Source organism: Dyadobacter sp. 676 (assembly GCF_040448675.1).
Taxonomy (GTDB): Bacteria; Bacteroidota; Bacteroidia; order Cytophagales; family Spirosomataceae; genus Dyadobacter.
In genome coordinates this window covers 247,797-263,625 of the sequence record NZ_CP159289.1, presented here as the reverse complement: position 1 = coordinate 263,625, position 15,829 = coordinate 247,797, and the positions used below count along the sequence as shown (strand labels likewise).

General features: G+C 53.3%; 14 protein-coding genes. 3 read left to right on the top strand and 11 right to left on the bottom strand.

Features of this window, described 5'->3' with window-relative positions; genetic code table 11:
* Positions 1 to 8 precede the first annotated feature (8 nt).
* From ABV298_RS01345 to ABV298_RS01325, 5 genes are all read right to left on the bottom strand, one after another.
* Positions 9 to 1,316 (bottom strand): GAF domain-containing protein, encoded by a 1,308-nt coding sequence (locus ABV298_RS01345; protein ID WP_353720408.1) that lies wholly within the window; start codon positions 1,314 to 1,316, stop codon positions 9 to 11.
* Positions 1,237 to 1,575, bottom strand: a complete 339-nt coding sequence (locus tag ABV298_RS01340; protein ID WP_353720407.1) for a CHASE3 domain-containing protein — start codon at positions 1,573 to 1,575, stop codon at positions 1,237 to 1,239. Before ABV298_RS01340 ends, ABV298_RS01345 begins: the two co-directional genes overlap by 80 nt.
* A 13-nt stretch (positions 1,576 to 1,588) precedes the next feature.
* Positions 1,589 to 2,743: an ATP-binding protein gene (locus ABV298_RS01335; protein ID WP_353720406.1), complete on the bottom strand. Its 1,155-nt coding sequence runs from the start codon at positions 2,741 to 2,743 to the stop codon at positions 1,589 to 1,591.
* Positions 2,706 to 3,185 (bottom strand): response regulator, encoded by a 480-nt coding sequence (locus ABV298_RS01330; RefSeq protein WP_353720405.1) that lies wholly within the window; start codon positions 3,183 to 3,185, stop codon positions 2,706 to 2,708. Before ABV298_RS01330 ends, ABV298_RS01335 begins: the two co-directional genes overlap by 38 nt.
* A 181-nt stretch (positions 3,186 to 3,366) precedes the next feature.
* Positions 3,367 to 3,630, bottom strand: coding sequence for a hypothetical protein (locus ABV298_RS01325; RefSeq protein ID WP_353720404.1), 264 nt, complete (start codon positions 3,628 to 3,630; stop codon positions 3,367 to 3,369).
* Between the two features lie 196 nt (positions 3,631 to 3,826).
* Between ABV298_RS01325 and glgX the strand changes: the two genes are divergently transcribed.
* Both glgX and treZ read left to right on the top strand, forming a co-directional pair.
* A complete protein-coding gene (glgX, locus tag ABV298_RS01320) occupies positions 3,827 to 6,007 on the top strand; it encodes a glycogen debranching protein GlgX (RefSeq protein ID WP_353720403.1) in 2,181 nt (726 codons plus the stop codon).
* Complete coding sequence (treZ, locus tag ABV298_RS01315) at positions 6,004 to 7,848, top strand: malto-oligosyltrehalose trehalohydrolase (RefSeq protein WP_353720402.1); 1,845 nt, start codon at positions 6,004 to 6,006, stop codon at positions 7,846 to 7,848. The genes glgX and treZ overlap by 4 nt, the downstream gene beginning before the upstream one ends.
* Here the strand turns inward: treZ and ABV298_RS01310 are convergent.
* On the bottom strand, positions 7,835 to 8,407 hold the full coding sequence (locus ABV298_RS01310) for a hypothetical protein (protein ID WP_353720401.1): 573 nt from the start codon (positions 8,405 to 8,407) through the stop codon (positions 7,835 to 7,837). The two genes, treZ and ABV298_RS01310, sit on opposite strands and share 14 nt — an antisense overlap.
* Positions 8,408 to 8,593: 186 nt before the next feature.
* Between ABV298_RS01310 and ABV298_RS01305 the strand changes: the two genes are divergently transcribed.
* Positions 8,594 to 10,033 (top strand): arabinose isomerase, encoded by a 1,440-nt coding sequence (locus tag ABV298_RS01305; RefSeq protein WP_353720400.1) that lies wholly within the window; start codon positions 8,594 to 8,596, stop codon positions 10,031 to 10,033.
* Between the two features lie 232 nt (positions 10,034 to 10,265).
* Here ABV298_RS01305 and ABV298_RS01300 read toward each other — a convergent pair whose 3' ends face one another.
* From ABV298_RS01300 to ABV298_RS01280, 5 genes are all read right to left on the bottom strand, one after another.
* Positions 10,266 to 10,433, bottom strand: a complete 168-nt coding sequence (locus ABV298_RS01300) for a hypothetical protein (protein WP_353720399.1) — start codon at positions 10,431 to 10,433, stop codon at positions 10,266 to 10,268.
* 87 nt (positions 10,434 to 10,520) lie between these two features.
* A complete protein-coding gene (locus tag ABV298_RS01295; RefSeq protein WP_353720398.1) occupies positions 10,521 to 11,684 on the bottom strand; it encodes a class I SAM-dependent RNA methyltransferase in 1,164 nt (387 codons plus the stop codon).
* 144 nt (positions 11,685 to 11,828) lie between these two features.
* A complete protein-coding gene (locus ABV298_RS01290) occupies positions 11,829 to 12,737 on the bottom strand; it encodes an NAD(P)/FAD-dependent oxidoreductase (RefSeq protein ID WP_353720397.1) in 909 nt (302 codons plus the stop codon).
* 50 nt (positions 12,738 to 12,787) lie between these two features.
* A complete protein-coding gene (locus ABV298_RS01285) occupies positions 12,788 to 13,342 on the bottom strand; it encodes a hypothetical protein (RefSeq protein WP_353720396.1) in 555 nt (184 codons plus the stop codon).
* Positions 13,343 to 13,463: 121 nt separating this feature from the next.
* Positions 13,464 to 15,785 (bottom strand): c-type cytochrome, encoded by a 2,322-nt coding sequence (locus ABV298_RS01280; protein WP_353720395.1) that lies wholly within the window; start codon positions 15,783 to 15,785, stop codon positions 13,464 to 13,466.
* Between the last annotated feature and the right edge of the window lie 44 nt (positions 15,786 to 15,829).

Genomic DNA, 15,829 nt, shown 5'->3' with positions numbered 1-15,829 from the left:
TGGTCAATTCAAGCTCTTCGGCCTTTTTCTGGATCTCTATGTTCTTTTCTTCCAGCAGCGCGCTCCGCTCTTCCAGTTCTTCGTTGGTCTGCTGCAATTCTTCCTGCTGTACCCGCAATTCTTCTTCCGAGGCCTGCAATTTCTGCGATTGCGCTTCCAGTTCCGCATTCAGGTTTTCCAGCTCGTTGTGCTGCGTCTGGAAGTTCTTCCGCCTGGGCTTGTGTTTCTTCCAGAAAGTTCTGAAGTTTCACATAATCTAATGCCGAATTGATGCCGCTAGCGATGGTTTCTAGGTTTTCTTCCAGGAAACGCATTGTAAGGTCTTCCGGCGTTTTAAGAAATGCCAGCTCGATTAACCCTATGCACTCATAGGAATACACCAGCGGAAGGATTGCCAGCGCGGCGGGGCTCGCTTCGCCGAGGCTGGATGTTACTTTGATGTAATTTTCGGGTACGTCGCGGACGAGCAGCGGTTTTTTCGTCTCGATGACCTGGCCCGCCAGCCCTTGTCGCGGCACCACAGTACGGGGCGCGTCCTGCGCGGCGAAGCTGCCTGCCAGGCTGAATTGCCAGTCGGCATCGAGGATGTAGATCGTGCCCAGGCTCGCACCGGAATAGGACGTCAGGGTGTTGATCAGGTTTGCGGCCAGTTTTTTGAGGACCCGTTCGCCGCGGATCGCGTCGTTGATCTGCACCTCGCCGGCTTGTAACCAGTTCTGGACGCTGAGGTCGCTGAACGTCTGTTCCAGAGAACTGGCCATAGTGTTCAGGGCGCTTGAAATCCGGCCGAGCTCATCGTCGGTTTCGTCCAGGCTTCTCGCCGAATAATCGCCCTCAGAAACCCTTCGGGTAACCTGTTCGATATGGCCGATGCGACGGTTGGTTTCAGCATACTTCTCCTCGTCGAGCTGCTGCTGTGCAATGCGCTTGCCCATGTCGGCGCGGATGCGCATGTATGAGGAAATCGTGATGAGGATCGATATAAGGGCGGCGGCAATCAGCAGGATAGGAGTATATTTGATATAAATCTGCTGTTGTTCGAGCCGTTCCGAGAGCATTGCATTTTCGTCTTCCTTGATTCGTTCGATGGTAAGCCGCAGGTCGTCCATAATTTTTCTGCCCCTTATCATTTCCCGCAGCCGCTCTTCGGTGTCGTTCGCGAAGTTGTTGTTCTTTTTGGCCATATCGATGATATTCTGCATCTGGCCGAATTTGGCTTCGTACAACGCTTTTACCTCACGGAGGTTTTTCTGCTGCACGGGGTTGTCGGAGGTCAAGCTCCACCAGGCTGTTGTAGCTGTCGGTGGTTTTTTCATATGCGCCTTCGTATGGTTTGAGAAACTGTGGATCGGACGTGATCAGGAACCCTCTCTGACCGGTTTCCGCATCCTTCATATGCGACATAATGGCTTCGGCTTCGATGAGCACCTTGTTGGTATGGTTCACGAGCTCCGAATTATTGATCAGCTTTTGCGTGCTGTAATACGACGCGAGAAGGCTGAAAAACAGGAGCAGAATGGAGAAGGAAAATACGATCTGTAATTGCTGGATGATCGAATTGGAGACTTTCTTCATAGATAAGGGTCGGCTAATTTTCGGTTTTTACGGGTGCGGGAGCTTGCTCCTGGACAAACGGAAGCACCAGAATGAACTCGGAACCCTCGTTTTCGGTGCTCCGGGCGGATATCAGCCCGTTATGCTTGTCCATGATCTTTTTGGCGATGGCGAGCCCGATGCCCGTGCCTTCGTATGCGTTAATATTATTGAGCCGCTGAAAAATGACAAAAATCCGGTCGAGGAACTTTTCGTCGAAGCCTATGCCGTTGTCGGCGATGGTAATCCTGCAAAAAGGACCGCCCGGCGACGTGGCGCCCGTCAATTCCTTATGAGGGATGGTTTCGCAGCGGATGTCGACCTGCGGGGCTACGTCCGGCCGGGAGAATTTCAATGCATTGCTGATCAGGTTTTGAAACACCTGACGGATCTGGCTGGGAATCGTTTCCACCACGGGCAAGTGCGCCCTGCGGATGATGGCTTTTTTCTCGCGGATGGTTTCGTCGAAATCGGCAAGCAGTTCGTCCAGCAGTGCATTGAGGTCGGTAGGCTGAAAATGAGCGGTTACCGACAGCCGCGAGTAATCGAGCAGGTCGCTGATGAGCCGCGACATCCGTGCCGAAGAGCTGATCGAACGGTTGAGATACGAGATGGCTTCGTCGTTTCCGGTGAGGTATTTATCTTTGATCAAATGGCTGAATGTCTGTATTTTACGGAGAGGTTCTTTGAGGTCGTGCGACACCACCCAGGCGAATTGCTGCAACTCGTGATTGGTCGTTTCAAGCTCGGAGTTCTTGTCCAGAAGTTCCCTCGTTCGCAATTCGACCTTATGTTCCAGTATCTCGTTGGCAATTTTTTGCTGGTGGATATCGGTGAAAGTACCTACCCAGCGGACGATTGCGCCGTGTTGCAGGACAGGAATTATTTTGAGCAGAAAATATTTGTAATCGCCGGTCGTAAGATGTTTCAGACGGGTTTCGCCCGAAAATTCGAGACCATTTTCAAAATGCTTCTGCCACTGGTCGCAAATGTGGTCGTCCGGATGAATATCGGGAAAAGCCTGCGTGTCGGCCGAGTACTGGAACCAGTGCTTGTTCACGTATTCGATCTTCCCGTCCGTCCGGATCGTGAACGCGATCTGCGGGAGCGATTCAAGGATGAACTGGAAGCTCGTCCATACGGGCCGCAAGCTCTTCCTGGGCGTGTTTGCGGATATCGATTTCGGTGCGGAGCGATTCCTGGATCGCTTTTAACTCCTGCTGCTGCTCGAAAAGCCTGTAAAACGTCTTGACTTTCAGCAGCAGAATGTCGGGGTCGACGGGCTTGGTGAGGTAGTCGATCCCGCCCGAGGTGTAGCCTTTTGTAATGAATTTTTTTTCCGTGTTGACTGCCGAAAGGAAAATGATCGGTGTATCGCGCGCTTTTCCGAAACCGGCGATGGCTTCCGCCACTTCGAAACCGTCCATACCCGGCATTTGTACGTCGAGGATGATCACCGAATAGGTCGTGCTCAGCACTTTTTTCAGTGCTTCTTCCCCCGACTCTGCGGTGTCGGTTTTGAAATTGTGGAGTTCCAGGATTTTTTTGAGCGGTAAAATGTTTTCCGGCCTGTCGTCGACAATGAGGATCATGGTTTCGGGTAAAATGGGCACTAAAATCGGGTAATCGTCGAAGCACCGGAGTGTATATACGGTTGGCTCGCTTTACGTAAAGGGCAGTGCGTGTACAAAGTGCTTCCATGCTTGTATGTGCAAGCATGCGGCATAAAAATTGTACCAACACGGGCCCCGGCAGCTCACTTTTTGTCCGGAACTATGCGCCGCCGTCAGCGGGAGGGGCAGGCAACGCCTGTCTTACCAGTTCTTTGAGCTCCTCCACACGTTGCTGCACGGTCACCATCGGATGCAAAAATGGCTTATTAAAGTCCTCGACAATAGCCTTTTTATTTCGCTCCCTGGCCAAGGTCACCAGTATGTCGATGAATTTCTGATCGGCCGGGTCGTATTCCGTGTCCTCGTTGAACCCGGATACTTTTTCAAGAAAACGGAAAGTGTCGAGCAGCTGTGTTGTGTCCATGAGTACCGGAAATTTGATGTAACCGTGCGGCAATTGGGGAATTTCTTCCCGGAAATGTTCGGCGGCTGTTGGCATAATTTTGTATCAAAACGTGTACTAGCGCCACTTTTCCCGACGAAATGGTTCTTCCGGCACGGCCGGAAGAAAAAGCGAATGCGGGTCGGGATGGCGTTTTCTCCAACGCAAACAGACTGATATGAAGAAGATTGCCAATAAAAAGCTAATCGATCAATCCAAAGAAAACGATGTCGCGGTTTATCCGGGCGAACCGTACCCCCTGGGTGCGATCTGGGATGGGAAAGGGGTAAATTTTGCGCTGTATTCCGAGAACGCCACAGGTGTGGAATTGTGCCTGTTCGACAGCCCGGATGCGAAAACCGAACACATTAAAATACAGATCAGGGAAGTTTCGCACCATGTATGGCATGCCTACGTTCCCGGCCTGAAACCGGGGCAGCTGTACGGGTACCGCGTCCACGGGCCTTACGAACCCACTGTGGGACTGCGTTTTAACCCGAACAAGTTGCTGATCGACCCTTATGCGAAGGCTATTTCGGGTACCGTACAATGGCACGACGCGCTGTTTGGCTATAACATAGGCGATACGGAAGAAGACCTCAGTTACAGTGAATTGGATAGCGCACCCTACATACCGAAATCAGTGGTGGTAGACCATACCTTCGACTGGGAAGGCGTAACCGCGCCCGAAATCCCTTACCATGACACCATTATTTACGAACTGCATGTAAAGGGTTTTACCTTCCTGCATCCCGACATTCCGGAGGAGATCCGGGGCACATATGCCGGCCTGGCGCACCCTAAAAGCATTGCTTATCTTAAAAAGTTGGGGGTCAATGCCGTGGAGCTCATGCCGGTGCATCATTTTATATCCGACAGGCACCTTCAGGAGCGGGGGCTTTCCAATTACTGGGGCTATAATTCGATCGGTTTTTTTGCTCCTGACGTCCGGTACAGTAGTTCGGGGGCTTACGGGGAGCAGGTGAAAGAGTTCAAGAATATGGTGAAAGAGCTTCACAAGGCGGGTATCGAGGTGATTCTCGATGTGGTCTACAACCATACCGGGGAGGGTAACCATTTAGGGCCGACGCTGTCGTTCAGGGGAATCGACAATTTGGCTTATTACCGCCTGATGGATGGCCGGTATTATATGGATTATACCGGAACGGGTAACACGCTGAATGCCAGGTTGCCCAGCGTATTGCGATTGATCATGGACAGTTTGCGGTACTGGATCACCGAAATGCACGTGGATGGCTTCCGGTTCGATCTGGCGTCGACCCTGGCACGTGAGCTGCACGAGGTCGACAGGCTGAGCGCCTTTTTCGACATTATCCACCAGGACCCGGTGATTTCGCAGGTCAAACTTATTGCAGAGCCCTGGGATATCGGCTTCGACGGCTATCAGGTAGGGAAATTCCCGATCGGCTGGGCGGAATGGAACGGCCGCTACCGCGACTGTATGCGCGATTACTGGCGTGGCGCCGACAGTATGCTCGCCGAATTTGCCGAACGTTTCACCGGCAGTTCCGACCTGTACAAAGGCGAGGACCGCCTGCCTACGGCAAGCATTAATTTTATAACCGCTCATGACGGCTTTACCCTGAACGACCTGGTTTCGTATAATGAGAAGCGTAACGAGGCTAACGGCGAGGAAAACCGGGACGGCGAGAGCCATAACCGCTCCTGGAACTGCGGGGCGGAAGGTCCTACCAACGATAAGAGCGTCATCGAGCTGCGCAACAAACAGAAGCGGAACTTCCTGACGACCTTGTTCCTTTCACAGGGAGTGCCTATGCTCGTGGCAGGTGATGAATGGGGGAGGTCGCAGAATGGCAATAACAACGCCTACTGCCAGGACAACGAAATTTCATGGCTCAACTGGGACAAGATGGATAAGGAACTGCTGGCGTTTACCCGGAAACTGATCGCATTCTGTAAGGCACACCCTACGTTCAGGCGAAAGCATTGGTTCCGTGGCGTGCCCATTAAGGGAATAGGCCTGGAAGACATAGCGTGGTTCCTGCCCAATGGAGAGGAAATGCCCGACGAAAACTGGAACCACGATTTCGCGAAATCACTGGGTATTTTTCTGAACGGAAAGGGGATCCGCCACATGGACCCCAAGGGCCGGCCGATCTACGACGATAGCTTTTATATGATATTCAATGCGCATTACGAGCCCGTCGAATATACATTGCCGCCGGAAAAATACGGCAGTGAGTGGCGCAAGGTGATCGATACCGCCGACGCCTGTGTAAGCGACGACGGGCAGGTGGTGAGATCGGGTGAGAGTTTTTCGGTGGAAAGCCGTTCGGTAGTGGTATTCAGACACGCATTGGAAGAACAAAAGATATGAGTTACGAAGCAATGATGGGAGTGAGACCCGGTGTTACTTTCAACGACCGGGGCGAGGCAAATGTGCTCGTGTGGGCACCAAAGGCAGAAAAAGTACAATTGAAATTCGGGGATTCGCTACCGCTCGACCTGGAAAAAGGGGCATACGGCTTCTGGACGCTGGAAACGTTCGCATTGCGGCCCGGTGATAAATATGGCTTCCTGCTCGACGATCAGGGCCCATTGCCGGACCCGGCCACCCTCCACCAACCCGACGGCGTACATGGCCTTTCGGGCGCATTCGACGTGCGAAAGTTCAGTTGGACGGACGGCCAATGGAAGAACCCTGCGATGAAAGATTACATCATCTACGAGCTCCACACCGGCACGTTTACGCCGGAGGGAACATTTGCGGGTATAGCAGAAAAGCTCGGTTACCTGGCGGAGCTTGGTGTGAACGCAATCGAGATTATGCCGGTTTCACAGTTCGCCGGCGAGCGCAACTGGGGCTATGACGGCGTGTTCCCGTACAGTGTCCAGAATTCCTACGGTGGTCCGGGCGGCTTGCAGTATCTGGTGAATGCGTGCCATGAAAGGGGCATTGCGGTTGTCCTCGACCTGGTGTATAATCACCTCGGACCGGAAGGAAACGTACTGGAACGGTTCGGCCATTATTTTACGGCCAAATACAATACACCCTGGGGAGAGGCCGTCAATTTCGACGACGCGTGGTCGGATGCGGTGCGGCATTATTTCGTACAAAATGCATTGATGTGGTTTCGCGACTTTCATATCGACGCCCTGCGGCTCGATGCCGTGCATGCGATCAAAGATTTCAGTCCGGTGCATATTTTGCAGGAAATCAGGGAAAAAACCGATGAGCTTGCGAGGGAAACGGGCAGGGAGCATTATCTGATCGTCGAAATGGACCTTAACGATACCCGTTTTGTAAAACCTGTTGAATCCGGGGGGTACGGCATGGACGCGCAATGGGTCGACGAGTTTCACCATGCGCTGCGGGTAAGCTCGGGACAGGAGCGGACCGGATACTATTCGGACTTCGACGGTGTGGCTTCGCTTGCCAAATCTTATCGTGACGCGTACGTGTACGACGGCATTTATTCCGACCACCGGAAAAGAAAGTTCGGTATGAAAGCGGATGGCATTCCGGGGCACCGGTTTATTGTTTTCTCCCAAAACCACGATCATGTCGGCAATCGGATGCTGGGCGAGCGTACCAGCCGGCTGGTGAGTTTCGAAATGCAGAAATTACTCGCGGGGGCGGTCTTTGCGAGCCCCTTCGTGCCCCTGCTTTTCATGGGGGAGGAATGGTCGGAGCCTAACCCGTTTCAATACTTCGTGAGCCATACCGATCCCGAACTGGCGGAGGCTGTCCGGAAAGGTAGAAAAAAGGAATTTGCCGCATTTCACCTCGAAGGCGAAGCACCCGATCCCGTGGCTGCCGCTACGTTTGAGCGTTCCCGCGTGCAATGGCATCTGATCGACCGCGAGCCGCACAGGACTATGTTGCGTTATTACAGGAAATGGATAGGCTTACGTAAAACCCAGCCCGTGCTGAAAGCATGCGACCGCGAGGGTTTATCGGCGGATGTTTTTGAAGAAAAGGAGCTGATCATCGTTGAACGCGTGTGGGAGAGGCAGCATGTAGTGGCCTTCCTTAATTTTTCCAAAACACCGCGGGAGGTCTCGTTGCCATTTGCACATTTGACCTGGCATAAGCTGATCGCCTCTTCGGATACCGTCTGGAACGGGCCGCAAACGATGCCCGAAAAAGCGGAAGCCGGACCGGTAATCATGCCGCCGGAATCGATTACGGTTTATGCCAATATCATAAATTCCTGATTTTGATCCTGATGTCGTGAGGTGCAGTTTCGTCGCCGCCGAAGTAGGGCAGCAACTTGTAGGCGATACCCACGCCTCCGGAACAGTGGCGGGGCATTACGGTTTCGGTACCGCGGTATGTGAAAACATAGGAATTATCGCGGATATCGATCCGGAAGCTCGTGGGTTCGTTGAGTTCGCAAGTGCCGAGCTCGCGTTCCTGGCGTACGCCGTTCACATATATGTAGGCATAAATACGCAGTGCGCCCTCGCGCCAGTTCCAGCCGAAACGCGCGCTGTTATTCTGGTGCTGGGAGCTGCAATCGGAAAAGCCGTAGAGTTTGTTGATATCGTTCTGGTTCTCTGGAACGGTCGTTTTGTACACGCAGCTGCTGTCGAAAAGTGCCTGGAAATGCAGGGACGAGGCGGTGAACGGCGTATTCAGGTTGCGATCGACTTCATGGTTCCCCGCCTTGATATTGTATGTGATAAAGTCGTCGCCGAAACTCGGCGTATTGCCGATCCATTCGCAGGAAACGGCGCCGGTCAGGAGGATAAGCGCCATCAGATATCGTCTCATCTGTCTTGGTTTTATCGGTGTGAGCCGGTCAATGCCGGCAATCCAGCATAGGAACGACCAATCGCGGCGAAAATTGGATCGCGTGGGGACGATGTTGATTTTGAAATAATGGTGTCATATTTACACAATCCATGAGTAAGACTTCGGGTTTGGGACTTTTTAAAAAGGCAACAACCTGTATTTGAAATGACAGAACAACATGGATACCATCTTCGCGCAGGCCTTTTCGGTATTGGCCTGGAAGCGTACTGGGAGCAATTCGACGGCCTGGAAGCACGGTTAAAAGCTTATGTGGGCGTTGTGGCGGAGCGGCTGGCCGGATACGGCGCTGAAATCGTTAACCTCGGCCTCATCGATACCCCCGAAAAAGCGCTGGCAGCGGGGCATACGTTCCGGCGCGAAGACGTGGATTTGATTTTCCTTTACGTAACTACCTACGCATTGTCGTCTACGGTACTGCCCGTCGTCGCTCGCGCCAAAGTACCGGTAATCGTGCTGAATCTGGCACCGGAGCCTGCGATCGATTACGCTTGGTTCAACTCCCTGGGCGACCGCACGCGTATGACAGGCGAGTGGCTGGCCTATTGCTCGGCATGCCCGGTTCCCGAGATCGCGAATGTGTTCCGCCGCTCGCGCGTTCCGTTTTATCAGATTACGGGCACGCTCAACGACGATCCTGCGGTGTGGCAGGAGGTGAACGAATGGATCGCCGCGGCGAAAGTTGCACACACCATGTATCATAACCGCCTCGGTGTAATGGGCAATTACTATGGAGGAATGCTCGACATTTATTCAAACCTTACATTGCAGTCGGCCACTTTCGGCGGACACGTGGAAATAATCGAAGTGGACGAACTCTCCGCATTGCGCGAAAACGTTACGGAAGCCGAAACCGGCGAAATGCTGCAGACATTCGCGGCCACTTTCGACATCCAGCCCGATTGTTCGGAGTTTGAACTGGAAAGGGCAGCGCGGACAGCCGTTGCATTGGAGAAGCTTGTCGGCAACCACCGGCTCGGCTCCATAGCTTATTACCATAAAGGCACCGGCAACCCATTGAACGAGGACACGATGAGTTCCGTCATTCTCGGCAACTCCCTGCTCACGGCACGCGGCATTCCGGTAGCCGGGGAATACGAAATCAAGAATGCGCAGGCAATGAAGATCATGGACAGCTTTGGCGCCGGCGGGTCATTCACCGAGTATTATGCGATGGATTTTAAAGACGATGTGGTGCTTATGGGGCACGATGGGCCCGGGCATATCGCCATTGCGCAGGGAAAGACGAAGGTGAAGCCGCTGCGGGTATACCACGGAAAGGTAGGAAACGGGTTGTCGGTGGAAATGAGCGTAGCACACGGCCCGGTGACGTTGCTTTCGGTGGTCGAGACGGTCGGAGGGGAGGTATTCCTGCTGGTGGCGGAGGGAGAATCGGTACCGGGGCCGATTTTGGAAATCGGGAATACGAACAGCCGTTACCGGTTTTCGATTGGCGCGAAGCGTTTTGTGGAGGAATGGAACAGCCATGGCCCGGCGCACCATTGCGCGGTGGGCGTGGGCCATATCGGTTCAAAGATAGATAAACTGGGAAAATTGCTGGGGATTGGCACCGTGAGGGTATGTTAATCGTCTCGCAGGCGGCGACGGCTTATCGGTAGCAACCCGAGAACCACTACCGGCGACTTTGAAGCCCCGGAGCCGGCTGACCTGTACCGATACCAAAATAGCCCATAAGTGGCAACCGTTGCCGGCGCGCGACGATTTGTGAGTACATAAGAGGGCATAAAAAAACGAAGTCCGGATGTTCGTTCATGCGGACTTCGTCTTAACTTAAACCATTTGATAAGGTGCTTTTACGCTACCTTTCCTGTTTTCCCAGACTGTGACGTTGTTTTTGGTTGCTGGTAATATGATTACCTTTTACCATCTCTTCTTCACGATGCCTGCTATCCAGATTGTCCTTGTTTTCAGGCTTGTTCCGAACCTGTCCTTGCGGCATGGTTCCTGAACTTTGTGACTGTTTCATGACAATTTTCCAAATGGTTATGTCTTATATTATCTAAATATTATGCCAAAGTCCGCGGATGTTATGCCAAGTTTCGTAGGGCTGCCGCTAACCTCGCCTGGATCCCTCATAAAGTTCGTATTCCAGGAGCCTGCAATCGATTTTTCCGGAATAAAACTCGGTTCTGCGCCTGGCTTTGAGGCCTATTTTCTTCGCCAGATCGAGGTTTCCGGTAAAGACATATCCGTAATATCCTCCACACTTCTGTTTCATAAAATCACCAATTCGTCCATAAGTTTCTTCAAGTTCGCCGATCTCGCCGAGCCGTTCGCCATATTCCGGGTTGACGAAAAACACGCCCTTGTGGTCCTGCGGTACCTCTGTGTCGGCAAAATCGCAAATATCGAACTCGATCATGTCCGCCACACCGGCCGCAATCGCGTTCTTTTTGGCATTGGTTACCGCATTCTGGTCGTAGTCGGTGGCGATAATGCGCGCTTCGGGGGCTTCGATGATCTGAGCTTCCAGTTTATCCTGCGCTTCGAAATACACCTCCTCGTCGTAACCGAGCAAGTGCATGAACGAATAATTGTCCCTGAAAAGCCCCGGTCGGCTGTTGGTGGCGATCAGTGCGGCTTCGATCGCGAGCGTGCCGGAGCCGCACATCGGATTGACGAACGCCGAATTGCGGTCCCAGCGGCTGGCCAGAATGGTGGCGGAGGCCAGTGCTTCCAGCATCGGTGCCTTGCCCGGGATTTTGCGGTAACCGTGCCGCGCTATCGTTTCACCGGAAGTATCGATGAAGATTTCGGCCTTATCGTCCTTCCAGAACAAATGCACCACCGCACCTTTCAGCTCCGGGCCGGTGGACGGTCGTGAACCCCGTTTTTCGCGCAGACGGTCCACAATGGCGTCCTTTACCCGTACGTTCGCGAACATGGTATTGTTCACGGTTGCCGTCATGACGTTGCTCGTCACCGAGAAATACGCGTCGTCGGCAAGGATGGTTTCCCACTGCATTTTGGTCAAAAAGCGGTAGACGTCATCGGGATGCCGTGCGCTGAATGTCCCAAGGCTATATAACACCTGGCTGGCGCAATAGAGGTTAAGGTTCAGTTTGATACAATCATTGACAGTCCCCCGCAGCCGCACGCCCGTTACGAAAGTTTCTTCCACCCGATAACCAAGCTCCGTCACCTCTCTTTCAAGAAAAGGCGCAAGACGTTTGTAGCAGGTAATGATAATGGGAGCGGTGGTTTTGAATGGGAACATAGTAAATGCTTTAGGCTGTAAGCTGTAAGCCTTAGGTTCGAACTTTAAGTTTATCACGAGCCATAAGCTTATCGCCTCAAGCTCAAAGCATACAGCCTAAAGCTTACAGCTTTTTTGCAAAGCTACCTCATTTGCGACGCGCAATCAGTACTCCTCATCGATTAATTCGTGATTGAGCCGGGCGCCGGCTATGGTTCCTGCGGCCATTGCGCCGGTTAACCCTCTGAATGCGCCGCTGTTATCGCCGGCAGCGTAGATGCCCGGGATTGTTGTTTTTTGTGCTTCGTCCACTTTGATGAATCCCTGCGGATTGAGTTCGCAACCCAATTCCTCCGGCAGAGACGAGTGTTGTACAAATGCAGGACGATGGTAGAGCGCGGTGATGTCGCGGGTACTGCCATCGGCAAGATGCAGCGTTTGTAGGTAACCGTCGTGGTGGTCGAGCGATACGAGCGGCATTTCGATGATTTCCACGCCGATGGACCGGATCTTATTCCTCGCCGCCTCGTCGAAAGTGGCCGGGCCGTTGGTATAAAGTGTGAGATCGGCGGTCCAGTGACGGATCATTTTTACGTATTCCATGGCCATTTCGCCGTTCATCAGCACACCTGTGCGGGCGTCGCTGTATTCGTAGCCGTGGCAATAGGGGCAGTGGATCGCGCTGATGCCCCAGCATTCGGCGAAACCAGGGATTTCGGGCATCAGGTCGCGGATACCGGTCGCGAAAATCAGTTTTTTGGCTTGCACCGATTGCCCGGCATCGGTAATGATTGTAAATGCCCCATTACTACCCAGGATCTGGGTGACGCTTCCCGCACGCATTTGCACGGTAGGGTAGGCGAGTACCTGCTCCCGTGCGAGCGCAGCGATTTCGGCGGGCGTCTTGCCGTCGTGGGTGATGAGGTTATGGGAATGCGGGGTCTGGCGGTTGCAGGGTTTGCCGCTATCGATGATAACGACATGCCGGCGGGCGCGGCCCAAGGTCATGCCGGCGGAGAGGCCCGCATAGCTGCCGCCGATAATCACAACGTCGAAGTTTTCTTGATCGGTCATGTTGGAAATCTATAAATGTCTCAAAAATGAGACATGGTTGGACAAAAAATTTAAATACCTATTCCTTTACTGAACGAGAACCACGCAAGTTGCCGCGCCGCCGTACGGTCGAGCACGCCTTTTTGCTGGGAGTTGATAAACACGACCACCACGCTCTGAAAAAAGTTGTGGATCCAGTCGACAGTCATGTTCCCGTTGATAACGCCTTTGGCCAGCAGCACGTGCAGGTTATTTTTCCAAAGCTCGAAAGTATGGTCGTATTCCGAACATTCCTCGTTCGCAGCCTGGTGCTTGTGATCGTGTAGCGTATGTAGCTTGTGCAGAAAAGTATTTTTCGAACCACAGTCGAGTCCGGCGTAGAACATCGCTTCCAGCCTTTCCCGCGGATCGTCGGTCGTATGGTACGCGTTGAACATCGCCACCGCGCAGGCTTTCCTGATTTCTTTCTGGCATTTATCCATCAGCTCCCTGCGGTCTTTGAAATACCTGTGCAGGGTCCTGCGCGTAACCTGCGCCTGATCCGCCACTTTTTCCAGCGGTGCGGAGAGGTCCTCGTTGAAAATCAGGATCGCCGCTTCGATGATACTTTGCTCGGTGTCTTTCATGGTTTTGCAAAGGTAATAAAATGTCTCACATTTGTGACATGTGTTGCGCAGTATTTTCAATGCAGCAAAGAGAAAAGCGTCCCGGAAGGGACGCTTTTCTTTCAAAATCAACAACATACCATCAAATGCCGTTCAGTTCGGCCTCGGTGAATGCTTTTTCGCGGCCTTGCAGTTTCGTGCGGACTTTGGCGACTTCTTCGGTGGTCACCTTGTCGGCGTTGTTGCGCCACGAACGGCGGATGAAGCTCAGAAGCTGCGCGATGTCTTCGTTAGGCATGTCTTTGTCGTAGCCGATGCCGGGCATGTCGCCGCTTACCTCGGGTGTTTGATAAATGTGGCCGTTCACTTTCACAGGACCGGTAAGGCCGAAAAGGACAATGGAAATAAGCTTGTCTTTATTGCCTGTCACCCATTCCGACTGGTTCAGCGGTGGTGCGAGCGATTTCACGCCGCCGCCATCGGCACCGTGGCAGGTCTGGCACACCGACGTAAACAATGCTTCGCCTTTGGGGAATTCCTTTTTGAGCATTTCCGGGTTACGGTTGCCCATCGCATTGCGGATACCCGTCACGACGCGCGCGAGCTGTTTGTTGAGCACGGCATTCGGGTCGGTTACCGAGCCCGCAATGGCGCTCTGAAAAGCTTCCTCCTGGCCCTGCAGGGTACTGATCACCGCGTCGGCCACGTACCGGTTGTTAGGATATTTCACCGCCAGCTTGTTGAGCAGTCCTCGTGCCGCATTCGGGTCGAATTTTTCGATGCTCCTGGAAAGGAAGGCGATATAGGGAGCGGACAACGAGTCGCCCGAATCGACCATGGTGTTAAAGGCCGTTACGAATTGCGGGTAGGAGGTGGGTGTGATCACCGCCGCCGAAGCATACAGCCCCTGCGCCCGGAATGTCCACGACGATTGCCGCATCCAGGCTAAGGCTTCCTCCGGTTTCAGCGAATTCAACCCTTCCAGCGTCCACAACGCATGAATAGCGAGCAGCGGATCGGCCGTTTGTTTGATGGCCTCGCGCAATGCAGGAACAGTCTGGTTGTATTTGCCGTCGACCAGTTTTTGCTGCGCCCGGTCGCGAACCCAGCCGTTGGCATGGCCCAGCAGTTTCACCAGTTCCTGGGCCCCGTCGGGAATAGTTCCGGGTTTGGGGCGCGATCCTTTCGGAATAATCTTGTAAATGCGCCCGGCCGAGAGCGGCTGCGTAAGGTCGCGCTTGCCGATCTGGTCTTTCAGGTAGGGCGTCAGGTAAGTTTTGTGCTGGATAATGCCCCGGTACATATCGAGAACGAACAGGCTGCCGTCGGGCGCATTATAGAGGCTTACGGGCCGGAACCGTTCGTCGGTGCTGGCGAGAAATTCCCTGCCCTTGTAGGCGATGTCGCCTTTCACGACATATCCGTTTTCAGTCAGGATATTGCGTTTGACGAGGTTCGCCGAAGGTTCCGGCACAAATGCATTGAAATCGTAGTTCTTGCCGAACAGATCGCCCCTGTAAACGACAGGCGCGGCGGCGGCGGTAAATTCGTTCAGGCGGAGGCTGTCGTCGAGGACGTTTTTCATGTAGCCGCGGTTCACGCCGGGTGTAGGATGAAGCGGGTATACTTTGTTGTTTGCCACAGCCTTCTCATTATAGCCGGCCACGCCTTTCTGGTTCCTGTTCCAGGCGCCGAAACCGGCCGGGAAGTAGTCGCCCAGCAGGTTTTGCGAATTGTTGTTATAATAGAGCCGGCCGTAATTGTCCTGACAAATTCCCCATTGGCCACGGAAATGCGTGTGCTCGATAACCCACTTGCCTCCGATGCGACGGTAGCGCTTGTCGGATTTGGCATTGTAGATCCAGTTGTCCATTGCACGAAGGAGGCCATTAGGCTGGTGCTCCACGTTGCCGCCCTCCGTGTATTTGGGGTCGACGAGCGTTTTTTTGACCACCTGGTCGTTTTTCAACTCGTAAAACCAGAGATTGGTCGGTTCGGCCACCAGAATGCCGTTGTCTATCAGGCAGATCGCACGCGGAAGCACGAGCGAGTCGATCACGACTTTGCGGTCGTCGTAAACGCCGTCTTTATTTTTGTCGTCGAGGACTACGATGTTGCCATTGGGAATATCTTCGCCCGTACCGATGGTATCGGGCATATACCCCACCATTTCAACGACCCACATTCTGGCTTTATCGTCGAACTGCATGGCTACCGGCGCGCTTACGAGCGGTTCCGCAGCGACGAGTTTTACTTCGAAGCCATCTTCGATCACCATTTTGGCGATGGTTTCGGAAGCGGGTATAAATGGCGATTTCCCGGTAGCCGGGGCGGGTCTTTCTTCTTTCGCGACGGTTGTGGTTGCGGACGAGGCGGTTTGCTGGCTGGTTTGTTTGTTGGTTTTACAATACACCAACAAAAAGGAAACCGCCAGGATCACAAGGGGATAACGGTACTTCTTCATCAGAATGCTATGCGTGCAAAATTACAATCTTGGTGATTTTTGAA